This window comes from Limnospira sp. PMC 1279.21 (genome assembly GCF_032349615.1).
GTDB classification, from domain to species: domain Bacteria; phylum Cyanobacteriota; class Cyanobacteriia; order Cyanobacteriales; family Microcoleaceae; genus Limnospira; species Limnospira fusiformis.
This window is the reverse complement of the sequence record NZ_JARPLU010000125.1, coordinates 1-15,208: the sequence shown is the minus strand read 5'-3', so window position 1 is coordinate 15,208 and position 15,208 is coordinate 1. Positions and strand designations below refer to the sequence as shown.

11 protein-coding genes and 1 riboswitch are annotated in these 15,208 nt (G+C 43.5%); of the genes, 3 read left to right on the top strand and 8 right to left on the bottom strand.

Annotated elements, in window-relative coordinates:
* The first annotated feature begins 211 nt into the window (after positions 1 to 211).
* On the top strand, positions 212 to 430 hold the full coding sequence (locus P5683_RS17400; protein ID WP_006618883.1) for a DUF4327 family protein: 219 nt from the start codon (positions 212 to 214) through the stop codon (positions 428 to 430).
* Positions 431 to 444: 14 nt separating this feature from the next.
* On the opposite strand, the gene P5683_RS17395 is transcribed toward P5683_RS17400, so the two are convergent.
* The 3 genes from P5683_RS17395 to P5683_RS17385 all read right to left on the bottom strand — a co-directional run bounded on the left by P5683_RS17395 (position 445) and on the right by P5683_RS17385 (position 6,043).
* A complete protein-coding gene (locus tag P5683_RS17395) occupies positions 445 to 1,698 on the bottom strand; it encodes a protein kinase domain-containing protein (protein ID WP_006625661.1) in 1,254 nt (417 codons plus the stop codon).
* A gap of 8 nt (positions 1,699 to 1,706) precedes the next feature.
* Positions 1,707 to 3,893: a serine/threonine phosphatase gene (locus tag P5683_RS17390; protein WP_315640693.1), complete on the bottom strand. Its 2,187-nt coding sequence runs from the start codon at positions 3,891 to 3,893 to the stop codon at positions 1,707 to 1,709.
* A 122-nt stretch (positions 3,894 to 4,015) separates the two neighbouring features.
* Complete coding sequence (locus P5683_RS17385) at positions 4,016 to 6,043, bottom strand: amylo-alpha-1,6-glucosidase (RefSeq protein WP_006625663.1); 2,028 nt, start codon at positions 6,041 to 6,043, stop codon at positions 4,016 to 4,018.
* Between the two features lie 306 nt (positions 6,044 to 6,349).
* Here P5683_RS17385 and P5683_RS17380 point away from each other — a divergent pair, with 306 nt between their 5' ends.
* Positions 6,350 to 9,922 (top strand): EAL domain-containing protein, encoded by a 3,573-nt coding sequence (locus tag P5683_RS17380; protein ID WP_315640690.1) that lies wholly within the window; start codon positions 6,350 to 6,352, stop codon positions 9,920 to 9,922.
* A 7-nt stretch (positions 9,923 to 9,929) separates the two neighbouring features.
* Here the strand turns inward: P5683_RS17380 and P5683_RS17375 are convergent, their stop codons facing one another.
* From P5683_RS17375 to P5683_RS17355, 5 genes are all read right to left on the bottom strand, one after another.
* Positions 9,930 to 10,781, bottom strand: coding sequence for an energy-coupling factor ABC transporter ATP-binding protein (locus P5683_RS17375; RefSeq protein ID WP_006625665.1), 852 nt, complete (start codon positions 10,779 to 10,781; stop codon positions 9,930 to 9,932).
* On the bottom strand, positions 10,765 to 11,568 hold the full coding sequence (gene cbiQ / locus P5683_RS17370) for a cobalt ECF transporter T component CbiQ (protein WP_006625666.1): 804 nt from the start codon (positions 11,566 to 11,568) through the stop codon (positions 10,765 to 10,767). The genes P5683_RS17375 and cbiQ overlap by 17 nt, the downstream gene beginning before the upstream one ends.
* Positions 11,569 to 11,877, bottom strand: coding sequence for an energy-coupling factor ABC transporter substrate-binding protein (locus P5683_RS17365; protein ID WP_006625667.1), 309 nt, complete (start codon positions 11,875 to 11,877; stop codon positions 11,569 to 11,571).
* A gap of 8 nt (positions 11,878 to 11,885) precedes the next feature.
* The gene (locus P5683_RS17360; protein ID WP_006625668.1) at positions 11,886 to 12,641 is read right to left on the bottom strand and encodes an energy-coupling factor ABC transporter permease; all 756 of its coding nucleotides are present in this window, start codon (positions 12,639 to 12,641) and stop codon (positions 11,886 to 11,888) included.
* Positions 12,642 to 12,660: 19 nt separating this feature from the next.
* Positions 12,661 to 12,822: riboswitch (cobalamin riboswitch) on the bottom strand.
* A 43-nt stretch (positions 12,823 to 12,865) separates the two neighbouring features.
* Positions 12,866 to 13,792: a glycosyltransferase family 2 protein gene (locus P5683_RS17355; RefSeq protein ID WP_006670832.1), complete on the bottom strand. Its 927-nt coding sequence runs from the start codon at positions 13,790 to 13,792 to the stop codon at positions 12,866 to 12,868.
* A 122-nt stretch (positions 13,793 to 13,914) separates the two neighbouring features.
* On the opposite strand from P5683_RS17355, the gene P5683_RS17350 reads away from it, so the two are divergent.
* Positions 13,915 to 15,117, top strand: coding sequence for an argininosuccinate synthase (locus P5683_RS17350; RefSeq protein WP_006625671.1), 1,203 nt, complete (start codon positions 13,915 to 13,917; stop codon positions 15,115 to 15,117).
* The last annotated feature ends 91 nt before the right edge of the window (positions 15,118 to 15,208 follow it).

Sequence of the window (15,208 nt, the reverse complement as noted above, 5' to 3'; positions counted from 1 at the left end):
CTTTTCCTCTCCGTGATCAATCACGGAGCTTCCAACCCTCCCAGGAGTTTTACGTGGAAAAAAAAGTTAGACATTTTTTGGAAAGTATGCTATTGTACATAATCAGGAGGTCTCTTCCCCCAAAAATGCGGATAATTTAGGCATCGGTGCGACATCGCGTGAGGGGAAAACCCGAAAAGTTCTTTAAGATTTCAAAAATTGAAGAGGTATTATGAGCCAAAAGGTTATACACCCGATGGATAAGTTTCAGCGTCAGGTGCATTCCCTAGTGAAGTCTGACATTGTTAAGCCTGAAGATAGCCTGTGGAAAATAGCACTGCTATTTGGGGATAAGTGGAAGTATTGGAAAGCAGAACTGATTGAATTCGGTTTTTCCATGCAAGATCCGATTAGTGAACTGTTGGCTGTTGATGTTTGGGATGAAGAATAAAACTCTGTGAAGCGTTAACATTTTGGTAAGCATTTAGCGAGGGCATCAGCCAAGTCTGTCGCGGTCTGATAGCGATCGCGAGGGGTATATTTAGTTACCCGTTTAATTACCTCGCGTAAGTCCGGGGCAATAGTGGGAATGCGATCGAGATCAAATCCGTATTCTTGGTCTTGTTTCCCGATATAATTTAGGGGACTCTCACCAGTCAATAAAAAAATCAAAGTCGCACCGATCGCATATAAATCCGACTGAGTGAGTGGCTGTCCCCTATCCTGTTCTGGTGCGCTATAACCTTCCGCCCCAATACGGGTTTCTAGGGGGGTACCAATTTCCTTAACCGCGCCAAAATCGAGGACAATAATCCGGCGATCGCGATGGCGCACCATCAGGTTAGCCGGTTTAATATCCCGGTGGATGATAGGGGGTTGTTGGGTATGGAGATAATCCAAAACTTCACAGGCTTGGATCATGTATTTAATCGCCATTGTCGGCGTTAGGGGTCCACTTTGATCAACTTGTTTTTCCAGATCCTGACCGTGAATCATCTCCATAACTAAATACTTTTTACCCCCATCCACAAAAAAGTCATAAAACTTGGGGACTCCCTGATGATTAAGGGATTTAAGAGTTCTAGCCTCCCGTTCAAACAATTCTTGCGCCTTAGCTATCTTAGCCATATCTGCATTCATCTCCTTGAGTACCACCAAAATGGGGATTGGCTTTCCGGAATGAGTCTGAGGCGCATTAGCCTTGCTATTATTGCTATCCCAGGCTAAAGAGGTGGTTCCCATACCTCCCTGACCAACGGTTCGCAAAATCTGATAAGTTCGGATACTCCGTTCAATCTTGATTGGCCAGCCGCAGTGAATACAGAATAGACTATCTGGTAGATTACCATCATGATTACAATTAGGTTTATTAATAACCACAGGGGGAGGCGGTGGAGGTTGTTCAATGGCGACCTTCAGTAAGGGTCCACCCTTAGCCAATTCTAATAAAGCGCCATCAGTCAAAGGTCCCTGGGTCGCTAAAATACCATTAACAAAAGTGCCATTAGTTCCCCGGCTATTGAACATCCACCGAGAATTTTGGGTAGTAGTAGATCTTTGTAAATCGAGATGGTATCGAGAAACCAAGGGATCGACAACCACGACGTGATTATCGGGAGCGCGACCAATTTTAACTAAAGGCTCCGTTTGAAACCGCCATTGTTGAATGGGGTTGGTTCGAGTGCCATCAAGTAGGGTCAATGTCAAGATATCGGACATAATTAGAGTTAGTCTCTGTGATGCGCTAGGACTCGAATAGCGATCGCGGTAATGTTGTCATGGCCGTTGTGTTCGTTAGCTAAATCAATCAAGCCATCAACTCCCCGATCTAAACTAACTTGAGAATCAATCAAAGGTTGGATATGAGTGTGACAATAGGTTTCGACTAAATCATTATCTGTCAACCCATCAGAAGCCAGCAGTAGCAAAGTATCCTCAGTGATATCCCAAAATCTGACATCTGGTTTTAAATACTTGCTATCCCTAGGTCCCAAGGCTTGGGTAAGTTGATAAGCGTCAGGACGGGTGTAGGCGATTTCTGGGTCTACACCCCTAGCAATTTCCCGCTGTCCGACTTCGTGATCAACAGTCATTTGTCGCAAACCTTGACTGCGGGTAAAACTGTAAAGGCGACTATCTCCCACATGAGCGATCGCCACCTGAGTATTAGCTACAATCACTAATACCAAAGTAGTTCCCATGCGACCACTACCAGAACGAGTCCCCTGCATATTAACCCTATAGATAGCCTCATTAGCCTCAGCGATCGCATTTAAGATTAATTGTTCCGAGGGTAAACTATCACTATCAGCCCAGTGAGTCTGAAAATATTCTTTCAGGCTATGTACAGCCATGCGACTAGCCACCTCTCCCCCCGCGTGTCCACCCATACCATCACTTATGATATATAAACCACGAGCATAGAGAGTCTGACTACCGGGGATTTCCTGACGCTCTAACAAAGTTTGCAGACCAAAGCAGTCCTCATTTTGCGATCGCTCTTTTCCCACGTCTGTACGACCACAAGCCTGTAAATCCAACAACTGAGGCAACCTAGGAACCGTTGGTGCATCTCCAATTTGCCCTGAAGATCCTGTAATCGGCACATCTGTCTGTAGACGAGTTACAGACGATCGCTGAGGTTCTGTTGTCCGTTGCTCTGGTGGTGTCAGTCCTGCCATAATTTCATCTAACTTTAAGCGTAATTGTTCAACCCCTTCCAATTTGCTCTCCCGTAGATCCCGCAACATTTGGGTAATCGAACCCATCAAAGTCCGTCCAGATAATTTAAATAGACTTTGCCAAAGTTGTCCCAAATCCCCCAAAGTCGGCAATTTTTCCGGGTCATCAGCATAAAGTTGTTTAATAAATAAACTGCCGGGAGCAGTGCCAGAAATTGCCAAATTATCCAACCGCAATAAACTTTGGCGATAGTGACCAGGCTCGAGAACTTCCCAGAGTTGCGCCATCTGTTGTAACCAAGCCACAATTTGTTGAAGTGGAGTCTGGATATCGTGCCACTTTTGTTCAAAATCCGGCAAATCCGAACAATCTGGCAACAACACGATCGCCTGATCTGCTTCTTCCCAGGCATCATGGACCTTGGGAAAATGTTGGGGGTAGCTATAGTATAAATCCCAATACACTTGCGCCGCCGGAATTAGCAAAGCCGACCTATTTTGGGGATCATCGGGAGTCAACTGCAAAGCCTCCAGGGGAGATATCTGCAAAGGTTTACAATCCAACACCCGCACCCTTGCCATTTCCCCCAACTGTAAACTCACTCGGGGTTCTAGCAGTTTATATCGTCCTTGGGAATCCAAATAAACCGGTTTATCCACCACAGTAGCTTCTTCAGACGTATCAACTTCAGCCATAGAAGTCGAGGGGGGGGATAATTCCGTATCCGTCGAGAGCAAATCCCGATCTCCGATCTGTTCAGCATTAGACATCTGCAATAATCCCTCCTCCTCATGCTCATCAGAGAGTGACACAGCCATAGAATCATCCCCTACCGTCTCCAAAACCGAATCCGTATCATAGTCCTGAGCTAACATCAGACTAGACTCTGTTGATGTCACCTCAGCAGCAGATAGAGTAGTGATCACATCCCAATTTGAGGACATCTGATCCTGAACGCCATCAACTCCACCCATGAGGTGATCAAAGTTATCTGTAGCCGCCAAGTTTGGGGGTATTTCTTGGGGTGGCGATTCCTGAGCTGGCTTCTGGCACAATATAACCGCCTGCCACACCTTCCCAGTTTTAGCCCCACAGTTCCAACAATTTAGCTGATCAAGGGAAACTTCGCAGCTACACTGAGGACAAAACAGAAAACTCAAAGATGTGCCACAGCTTTGGCAAAATTTATGATGGTCTGGGTTTTCAAACTGACATTGGGGACAAACAAGCATTTTTGGGGTTCCCCGCGCGCAATTATTTCCATTTTGACATATTCCCGACACTAACCCGAAAGTTAGCGCCGGATTTTTCCGACCCTCGCTAAGTTCAGCAGAAGTGGGTTGGCGACCCTAAATCAGGCTCCTTGATTAGATTCTAACTCAAACCAGGCTCTGAGAACTTCTGCAACCGTCCAGGCTTGAGCAAAACATCCGCGCGGAGACATGGGGGGATCGCCGTCAAAAATTTCGCTGAGGGTGCCGAGTCCATGAGCATTGAGGTGATCTGCCATGGGTGCTAAAAATGACTGTGCTTGAGAGCGCGCGCCGTAGACCCGAAAATGAGCCAATGCAAAGGGGCCTAGTAGCCATCCCCAAACAGTTCCCTGATGATAGGCTCCATCCCGTTGTAACACATCACCACCATAGACACCCTGATATTTCGCATCTTCCGGCGACAGACTGCGAAGACCATAAGATGTTAGCAGTTTCTGGCTACAGATATCTACTACCTGACGTTGTTGTGGCGGCGTGAGTAGGGAACTATAGCCGACTTTCCCTAATTGAGACAGAGATATCGCGAAAATTTGATTGGGTCGCAGGGAGCGATCGTCCCCGTCGGGAGTGTCCAGAACATCATAACAGTAGCCTGCCTGTTGATTCCAGAATCGGGAGAAGCCTTGGGCGGTTTTTTTTGCCCAGGTTTCATAGTCCTGACTGGGTTTATCTAATATTTTGGCAATGCGGATCATTACCTGTAGGGCATGGTACCACAGGGCATTAACTTCGATGGGTTTACCGACTCGTGGTGTGACTACCCAATCGCCTACTTTCGCATCCATCCAGGTTAGTTGTGAACCGGGTTCTCCTGCATAGAGTAGTCCGTCTTCTGGATCAACTTTGATATTATAGCGGGTCCCTTGATGATGCCAATGGATCATCGAATCTAAGACCGGGAAAAGTTCTGCTAATAAGTTAATATCTAGGGTATGGTCGAAATAGGCGCGGATGGCTTCAAAATACCAGAGGGTGGCATCGACCGTGTTATAGTCTGGGGTCTCGCCTACTTCTGGGAATCGGTTGGGCAACATTCCGCGATCAACATAATGGGAAAAGGTTTGTAAAATCGTGCGAGCAATATCTGCGCGTCCGGTAGATAGGGTCAAACCGGGTAGCGAGATCATCGTGTCTCGTCCCCAATCTCCAAACCAGGGATAACCAGCAATGATAGTTTTTCCTGGGGTTCCGTCTTTTAGAGTGCGATCGACTATAAACTGATCTGCAGCTAGTATCAGTTGAGTTATCCAATCTGGTGTCTGTGGTGCGGGTGACTTATACTCCAATAAGATGCCGTCTTTTTGGCGCTTTGCCTCTAACTCCGTCATCATATCCAGATTGGGATCAGCTTTGGTGCTGGCAATCACAGTTACCGCGCTACCCGGTGTCAAAGTTGTGTGTAAAGTACAAGCATGGAGGTGGTCTTCCGTCCAGTCCATCCCTCGGTAACGTTCTATTGCCAAATCATATCCATAGTACCAAGGATTACCCGGCGTAGAAATCATTACCTCTTCCTCCCCACTTCCCTGGGTGAACAGATATAGGGGGCTAGTATCCGGGAATAATCGAATCTCTACCCCTTGTGATCTGGATTTAATATCCATCTGACAGTTATTCCCATGATTGGCATGAGTATTGTAGTGGTGATCCCGATGATTGACCATCGCTTTGAGCGACAAACTTATCGCTTTTGTAGCCCGGAGTAAGGTATATTGGACATAGGTTGTATTTTCACCTGGTTTCATCCATATTCGTTTTTCTAGCAAAGCATCTCCACAAGCAAAGTCCCACACGGGAATAGTCCCCTCTAGTCTGAAGTGTTGAATATGCTTGAAACCTTCGGGATCTACTTTGCCGTCAGCCCACCTATTTGTATAAATTGGAAAAAATTGCTCATCATAGCTCACTGTTTCATCTAACTTGGTTAATAACAGGGTTCGATTGAGAGGAGGATTTAAAGCCGCTATCATTAATCCATGATAACGGCGGGTCAACAGTCCGCTGACCGTCCCCGCACCATAACCCCCAATACCATTAGTGATTAACCACTCTCGACATTCACTTGAGTTCAGATAATTGCAAATTTCTCGACCAAATGCTAAAACCATGTTCTATCTTGAATTTCTGTGGTGTAGATTACTTAAATGTATTATAATCTATCTTTAAAGAAAAATTAAATTAATTCAGATGCCCATGTAATGAGTAATAATATAACTTACCTAGACCATATCTGGTGTGGTTATTAGTATACCCACCATAATCTGGATGGTTAATGTTCCTACTGATTGGGGAAATGTATTATGTATAAGCTCTGTTGTTTCGACCTTTGACAGTACCCTAAAAACTTAGGATTGTGCTTTTTTATACCTCAGTTCATTTTTAACCTTTGATAATCATTAACTTTTGGGGAATATATGCAGGAGAAGTCGGGTCTAAAAACACAAAAAATTAAATCATCAATCATCAATGGTTCTGCCCTCGGTTTACTATTGATTAGTACAGTTATTGCTATCCTGAGTTTAATTCCTCTATATAATCGACTTAAAAACAATAAGGAAAAACAACTTATTTTTGAGAGTCAAAACAGTGTATCAATTATTAATAACTTGATTGATGAATATTTAGATAAATCATTAAAAATAAGTCAAAAACCAGGCATTGGTAGAACCATTAATGCTGAGGTACTCACCGATATTTCTCCGCAAGCCCTAGAAAATACCCGGGAAATGTGGCAAGATTTATTGGGGGATTATCTGACGGGAATTGCCTATATAAATGAGCAAAAAACGGTAATTTTAGCAGTAGGTCAATCCATACCAATAGAATTTTTAAATAAGCATAGATTTTCTACGGTAACAGGAGATATTATCGGTCTATTTGAAATTGATAATATTCCCCATATTCTGATTGAGAAGCATGGGACATTTAACGGCAGCCATTTATTTTTATTTAATTTATCACATCTGCGCCAAAAAATCAGACAAAAAGCCACTTTTTATCATTCAAATTACTTAGAATTGGCGATTTTAAATAATCATGAATTGAAGCCTATTTTGATTGACTATAATCAACCAAATCAGGTAATATCGGCACTGAGTCAACAAACGGATATTTTAGAAATTATCAAAAGAAATTACCAACGCGGAAATCAAACGGGGGGGCTATGGTGTAATTCCTGTGATGCTTTCATCGCCTACAGTCCGATTCGCAATTTGGAAGCATCATTAATTCTGGGTGAAAAGAAACGGCAACTCTACAGCCCAGTTTATCGCCAGATTTTACTATTATCGGGAACGATGATGCTATTTATCATGGTGGGAACAGCCTGTTTAGTGGTGATTATACGTCCCCTAACTAATCAAATTAGCCAAGAAATCTGGGAACGCCATAAAGCGGAGGCGGAATTAATTAAAGAAAAAAACTTTACCCAAACCTTACTAGAAGCTAATCCGGCTTTTTTTATAGTCCTAGATGTGGAAGGAAAAGTCAAATTCATGAATCCCTCGATGCTGAATACTCTAGGCTATAAGCAAGAGGAAGTGGAAGGGATGAACTACAGCGCCACATTTGTGCCGAAGGAAGAGGGAAAATCAGCGCCCTGGGTATTTGAATTAATGATTAATCGTCGCCTCCCCATACGCACGGAAGAAACTATGATCACGAAAGACGATCGCGAAATTATTGTAGAATGGTATGGTCGTGCGGTTTTTAATAAAGAAACAGATGAATATGAATATTTTGTGGGGGCTGGTTTAGATATTACCGATCGCAAACGCGCCGATGAAGAACTCCAACTACTTCAACAAATTACCCACGCTGTCAGCATCGCCGTAGATTTTGACTCAGCTTTAGCAGTGGCTTTAGATCTTCTTTGTCAAACCACAAGCTGGGAATTTGGGGAAGCATGGATTCCTAACCCTGAACAAACTCATCTGGAATATAGTTTAGTTAGCTATCAAGAAAAACCAGATTTCGCGGGTTTTTATGAACAGAGTAAAAAGTTTTTACTGGGTGTAAATGATGGTTTAGCCGGGAGGGTATGGGCTGGTCAAGAACCGGAATGGGATCGAGATATTTCTGAGGAATCTCAGGCTAATTTTTCCCGCTATTCTCTGATTAAACAATATGGGTTTAAAGCGGGGTTGGGTGTGCCGATTTTAGCAGATAATCGGGTGTTGGCGGTGTTAGTGTTTTTGATGTCAATGCCGCGCGAACAAGATAATCGCTTAGTTAAACTGGTGTCTTCAGTGGCTATGCAATTGGGTTCGGTATTTCAACGGAAGCAAGCAGAGGAGAAATATCGAGATATTTTTGAAAATGCTTTAGAGGGAATTTTTCAAATTGACCTACAAGGAAAGTATATTAGTGCTAACCCGGCTTTAGCTCAAATCTTGGGCTATGACTCTCAACAACAACTGTTGGTTAGGGGTAGCCAAATTAAGAATGTTTATGCTGATCCGGAAACTTATAATAGGTTTATTAATCTTTTACAAACTCGGGGTTCAGTTTCTAATTTTGAAGCCCAAGTTTATCGGCGGGATGGTGAAGCAATTTGGATCTGGCAAAATGCGCGGGCTATTTATAGCGATCGCCATAACCGTGTGCTTTACTATGAAGGGTCAATTATGGAAATTACCCACCTGAAAGAAACGGAAGCTAAACTGCGTCATAGCGCCTCCCATGACTCTCTTACCGATTTATGGAATCGGGCATTTTTCCTAGATAAATTAGATGATTCTATTAGAAAGTGTAAGACCCTAGATAATTATCAATTTGCTATTCTGTTCTTAGACCTGGATGGGTTCCAATTTATTAATGATAGCCTCGGACACGCCATCGGCGACCAACTGCTAATCGAGGTTAGTAAGCGGCTTACAGATTCTGTGGATTCACATATCCTCGCACGATTGGGAGGGGATGAGTTCACGATTTTATTAGAAAATATTAGGGATATTCAAGAGGCGATCGATGTGGCGGAAAGGATTCAGGAATCCTTAAAATTGCCGATATTCCTCGAAAAAAATCAGATTTTTACGGGTGCGAGTATTGGTATTGTTGAGGGTAACTCTAATTATCAAAGTTCTCCAGAGGTATTAAGAGATGCAGATACGGCCATGTATCGCGCTAAAAGGCAAGGAAAAGGCTGTTATGTGGTTTTTGACTCGACGATGCGAACCAATGCTCTGCGGCGCTTATACCTGCAAACCCAGCTACGTTTAGCGTTACAAGAACAACAGTTTGAGCTGAACTATCAACCTATTATTGAACTATCGACGGGGACTATTGCAGGATTTGAGGCTTTATTGCGTTGGGACCACCCCCAAGAGGGTTTGATATCCCCGGCTGAGTTTATCCCCATAGCTGAGGAAGCGGGTTTAATTGTTGATATTGGGGAATGGGTATTGCGACAGGCTTGTTTTCAGTTAAGCGAATGGAAAGAGAAATTTGCGGTTTATTCTAATTTGATGATGAGTGTTAACCTGTCTTCTCAGCAATTTACTAATGATTTAAGTCGGCGCATTAGCAAGATTTTAGTTGAGACGGGGGTGGCGGGTTCGGAGTTAAAATTAGAGATTACAGAAACGGCGATTATGAATGACCCGGAATTAGCGATCGCCACTTTACAACAACTCAAACAACAACAAATCAAAATTTGTATTGATGACTTTGGTACAGGTTACTGTTCGTTGGGTTATCTGCATAAATTCCCAGTAGATATCCTCAAAATTGACCGCTCATTTGTTAGTCAAATTCCCGAAGGTGAGGATAAGCGGGAAATTGTCCGGGTCATTGTGGCTTTGGCTGAAAGTCTGAAGATGGATGCGATCGCCGAAGGTATTGAAACTGCCGAACAACTCCACCATTTACAGAATTTTAAGTGTAAATATGGACAGGGTTATTTTTTCTTCCGTCCCCTCAATTGTCAAGCGGTAGAAGCATTATTAAACCATGATCAAAGGGGATTACCACTACCTGCCCAATTTTAACCAAATTTTAAGAATTTGACCGCCAATAGCGATCGCGTATCTGTTGCTGAATCTGATTTAACTGTGGTTGAGATAAAGCCATATTCTCAGCTTGTAACCAATTAATTAAATCCCCCACTAAAGGAACCCCCAAACCTAAATCTTGGAGTTGTTGACTTTGACTAAAAACGGCTTCTGGTGTACCTTGAAAAGCCAGTTTTCCCCTATCAAGTACCAAAACCCAATCCGCCCAGGCTTCGACAAAATCCAAATTATGAGTAGCGATAACCACAGTAGTTCCTCGCTGTTGAATCTGATTTAATAAGCAGTGAAAATTAGTAACTTGATAGGAGTCAAGATAAGCCGTAGGTTCATCCAAAAACAAGAGTTGTGGCTGCAACACCATTATATCAGCAATTGACACCCTTTTTTTCTGCCCCAAACTCAGATAATTAATCGGGAAATCCGCCAAACCCACTAAATCAAATTCAGCCAAAATTTGGCGCACCCGTTGAGCAATTTCTGAGGTAGATAAACCCAAATTACACAAGCCATAGGAAATATCTTCTGACACGGTAGTTGCTACTAACTGCTGTTCAGGATTTGGGAACACTAAACCCACCTTTTGGCGCAATTGATTCAACCATCGCCGTTTATATTGTAGCGGTTGACCTCGCCAACTAATCACCCCGGACTGAGGACGATATAACCCATTAGCTAATCGAAATAAGGTAGTTTTTCCGCAGCCATTACGTCCAATGACAGCATAACGCTGATATCTACCAAATTGACAAGTGATATTTTCCAGAGTTGGCTGCTGACTACCGGGGTAAGTATACTGAACATTATCAAATTCTAGTAACTCAAATTCCGATGACATACAACCATCCAATAATCACCAATAATAGTAGACAACCACAACATCCTTCCCAGGTATATCGAGGGTTGGATTGATGGCGAGAAACCGACCAAACCCGCAACTCTCCGTTAAACCCCCGCGCGGTTAATCCTAAACAAATTTGTCGATAATTTTCTAGGGTTTGTTGGAGTAGTTGACTGGTGACAATTCCTAAACTGCGGATTGTAGTTTTCCAGTCACCATAACCGATACGAACCTGTTGAGCGATTAATAATTGACTAGCGGTTTCAGTTAACATAAAAATAAACCGATACATTAACATTAATAGTTCTGTGATTAAACTGGGACAGCCAATCTTACGGAAAATTCTAATGATTTCGACGAAGGGGGTAGTGAGTAAAAGAAAATACATACAGGAGCTTAAAACTAGGGAGCGAGTTAGTAGAAAACCAGCTTGTTGCATTCCTTGATTACTGAAATATATCAAGATATTACCTAGGTTAAATTCCCAGATAATATCAGTTTTAATTAATTCAATATTAGCTGAATTAACCACCCCCAATAGTAAGGCGGGAATGCTAGTTAACCAAAAACTGAAGGGGATGGCTTGCAATTTCAGATAAATTCCTAGGGGAATTTTAGCGTAAATCACGACCCAAATTGTCACCCAAATGGTGATCAATATTTGCAGGAGGGGGGGAGCCGCCAAACTGAGACAAAACAGGATGGCGGCAAAGGCTAACTTATGTTCTGAGGGTAAATACCTTAACCGATTGGTATAGGCGATCGCATCAATTTGATGGTACATTTAGGATGAGCGATTTTTGCCTTGTTTACGGCCTTTATATAAGCCAATCACATAGCCGACGATACCCGCACCAATAGCAGCTTGAGAAACAAATAACAGGCTCTCAATTTCGCCACTGGGAACTTCTAAGATAGGTTCAAACCAGGGTTGATAATTGGGTTGAATTTCGCCGATGAGATTTTCGGCTTGTTCATCGGCTCCCTCATAGTCTCCTCGGATAAAAATTAGCGGCGTTACGGATAAAATAACGACGGCTAAAATCATCCACAAATTGCCATTTTTTACAGGTTTATCAGAAGTTGGTGTCATGATTTTACTTAGCTATTAGCTTTCCCAATTTTCAAGGTTTGCAGTTCTTCTGAGGCGTAGGACTCTAACCAATTCCAAACTACCAGCGTTAATAGTCCCTCACTAATTGATAGGGGAATTTGAGTGACTGCAAAAATCCCCGCAAATTTGATAAAGGAAGCCATAACCCCCCCAGAAGCAGCCGGAAAAGCTACGGCTAACTGTATGGAGGTAATTAAATAAGTGGCTAAACTTCCCAAGGCTGCTGCGAAGAAAATACCTAACTTTTGTTGGTTAAATTGGCAGAATAGTTGATAAATGCCATAGGCAACCCAAGGGCCGACAATCGCCATAGAAAATACATTAGCTCCCAAGGTAGTTAAACCGCCGTGAGCGAGTAATACGGCTTGGAAAAGTAGGACTAAACTGCCTAAAACTGTCATCACTGACGGTCCGAATAAAACCACTCCTAATCCGGTTCCGGTGGGGTGAGAACAACTCCCTGTAACTGAGGGGATTTTTAGAGCTGACAGGACAAACGTAAAGGCTCCTGCTAGGGCAATTAATAGCTTTAGTTCGGGGTTGTTTCGGGTAATTTTGGTGAGTTTTTGAAAACCAATAACCCAGAAAGGGATGATTAACACCCACCAAAAAATTGCCCAGGTAATAGGTAAAAAACCTTCCATAATGTGCATTGCTTGAGCTGGAGTGGCTGCACCTATTACCAAATAAAATGTTAACCCAATCATGGCGATTAGGTGTATCATTCGATGATTTTTGCTCATCTGTACCTCGCAGATTTGTGAGTGAGAAATAACTATAGGCGGGCATCCTGACTCACAGATGGGGTGGACAAATTAGCCGGAAATCTGATTACAGTTGCGGGACAGCGCCGGATTTACACCGAACTTTCCCCATTACTCCTAGTGGCTGTTCCCCACTAGAACCTATAGTTGGCGCTATTGTATCATGTGTAGGTCAACAGTGAACCAAGCTGGCAAATATTTAATTAAGTTTGCTCTCGCCTGGCCCAATATTGTTGGACGGCTTGGACGTTATACCAATTTAAAAAAATCCGAGAAATTTCTAAGGCTAATTGAGGCTGACCACGATTAATTAACCACTGTAAAAAATGCGCCATGGTCCTTTCATTGAGTTGACCTCTTAGGGATAAAATGCCCCAGAGTATCCGATGCAAAATGGTCATTTGAATCATCATTTTGACTGACCAGGTAGGATGTTTTTGATAGAAAACTACCCCCATTCTGCCTCTTTGTTTTTCTTTTTCAATTAGGGCGGGTATTTGGTCTAAGTTAAAGGGGGGATGCCAATGATATCCGACGGCGGCGGGGCATTTGATTAATTTTAAGCCTAATTTTTTTAGCCTAACTCCTAGTTCCAGGTCTTCCCAACCATAAAGCTGAAATTTAGGGTCAAATAATCCGGCTTCGATTAGCCAATGGCGGGCGATCGCCACATTTCCGGTGGCAAAATAAGCGGCAGAAAAATCGGTGATTTTATAGGGTTCTGTGGTGGGATTTTCAAAATTGCAGGTATTCACAACTCGACCATAGGTAAAGATGCGATCGCTTTTTTGAGAGTTGGCAATTAAGGCGGTAGCGTGAGCGGCAAGAAAGCTATCAGTTACCACCAAATCACTATCGATAAAAACAATCAGATCTCCCCTCGCCTGTTCAACTCCCAAATTTCGCGCCGCCGCTGGTCCCTGGTGGTCTTGCTGGTAGATGCGAAGATGGGGAAATTCGAGGGTGTTAGTTCCCAACCATTCCACAGTCCCATCAGTGGAACCATCATCGACTAACACCACCTCATAGCCAGTCACGGCGGCGCTATAGGTTTGATTTTCCAATGCTCTCAGACACTTCTGTAAAATCGGCAAACGGTTATAGGTAGGGATAACAACGCTAAAAAACATATATTTTCTGGGACAGTTGGCGATGCTCTGCAACTATAACCTAATTGTTACAGCCTTACTTTTCAATGGTGGCGATTGGGGTGATAATGAAATGTTTGTTGATCTAGGAGCTTTGGTAGATTATGGGTCGCGCTGAAAAAGCTGTACTTGCCTACTCTGGTGGTGTAGATACCTCTGTCTGTATTCCTTATCTCAAAAATGAGTTTGGGGTAGCTGAAGTAATTACTGTGGCGGTTGACTTGGGACAAGGTGATGAACTAGGACCAGTGAAACAAAAGGCCCTCGACTCTGGCGCGAGTGAGTCTTTAGTGATTGATGTACAACAGCGATTTGTACAGGAGTTTGCTTTTCCGGCTATTCAAGCTAATGCTTTGTATGAGAACCGCTACCCCCTGGCTACGGCTTTAGCACGTCCTTTGATTGCTCAGGTTTTGGTGGAAGTTGCCGAAAAATACGGAGCAGATGCGATCGCTCACGGTTGCACGGGAAAAGGCAATGATCAGGTCCGCTTTGATGTCTCTATCGGCGCTCTCAACCCTAATATTAAGATTTTAGCTCCGGCTAGGGAATGGGGTATGAGTCGGGAAGAGACGATCGCTTATGGGGAAAAATTTGGCATTTCCTTCCCCGTTAAAAAGTCTTCCCCCTACAGTCTCGATCGCAACTTGCTTGGTATGGCGATCGAAGCTGGACCTCTGGAAGACCCCTGGGTTGAACCCCCAGAGGATGTCTATGGGATGACTAAAGCGATCGCTGATACTCCTGACCAGCCAGAATATTTAGAAATTGGCTTTCAATCTGGCATTCCTGTTAGCCTCAATGGGGAAGCACTCAACGGCGTTGACCTCATCTCTCGCTTAAATGCGATCGCCGGAAACCACGGTATCGGACGCATTGATATGATCGAGAATCGTTTGGTAGGTATTAAATCTCGGGAAGTTTACGAATCCCCTGCCATGGTTGTACTCATTCAGGCTCACCGAGATCTTGAAAGTCTGGTTCTCACTTCTGATGTCACCCGCTATAAACGCGGTATTGAGGAAACCTATAGCCAAATTGTCTATAATGGCCTCTGGTTTAGTCCCCTCAAAGGTGCGATCGATGCCTTTATCAAACAAACTCAAGAACGGGTCAGCGGCACTGTACGGGTCAAACTGTTTAAAGGCAATTGCAACATTGTCGGTCGCCAGTCTGACAAATCCCTCTACAGCCTTGACCTGGCTACTTACGGTTCTGAAGATGTATTTGACCACAAAGCCGCCGAAGGATTTATCTATGTTTGGGGTCTTCCCACTCGCGTTTGGTCCGAAAAAATCAGAGAGTAAGATTTAATTGTCAATTATTGGGGCGGGTTCTACAGTTAAGTCAGCACCCCCGGCTGAAGCACGGGGGCTTCGTGCCCCCCGCTTTCAGGTA